Below are 462 nucleotides of genomic sequence, written 5' to 3' on the forward strand. Positions count from 1 at the left end.
GGGTGGGTTCGAGGCCGGTGACGAGTGTGGTGAGGGCGTGGTCGATGTCGGGGCCGAGGTACCAGTCGCCGGTGTGGTCGAGGGCGTAGATGCGGCCTTCGGTGTCGATGGCGAGGAGTGCTTCGGTGTCGGTCTCGGTGCCGAGGGGGCTGATGTCGGTGTCGAGGGCGCGGCCGAGGTCGTTGAGGGTGCGGGCCATGTGGAGGCCGCCGAATTCGGCCCAGGCTTCTACTGCGGCGGGGAAGACGGTGTGGCGGTGGCCTGCGGGGGTGGTGTGGTCGCGGAGGGTGTCGGCCCAGGTTTCGGCTTGTTTGATGTCCCAGCGTCCGGGTTGCCAGCCGGCTTTGCGGAGTGCGGCGTCGACGGGGACGGGGAAGCGGGTGGTGCTGGTGCGGTCGGTGTGCATCGGCCCTTTTTTTGTGGGGTGGTCGTGCGGGTGGTGGTTTGTGGGGGGCCCTGGGC

At 69.5% G+C, this 462-nt stretch carries 1 protein-coding gene; it reads right to left on the reverse strand.

Annotated elements, in window-relative coordinates; all coding sequences use genetic code 11:
* Nucleotides 1-406 (reverse strand): SUKH-3 domain-containing protein (locus tag MTQ10_RS30995; RefSeq protein WP_247474157.1); only part of this gene is annotated, 406 nt, incomplete at its 3' end.
* Nucleotides 407-462: the final 56 nt, after the last annotated feature.

The sequence above is a fragment of the Streptomyces sp. XM83C genome, assembly GCF_023072675.1.
Lineage (GTDB): Bacteria > Actinomycetota > Actinomycetes > Streptomycetales > Streptomycetaceae > Streptomyces > Streptomyces thermocoprophilus.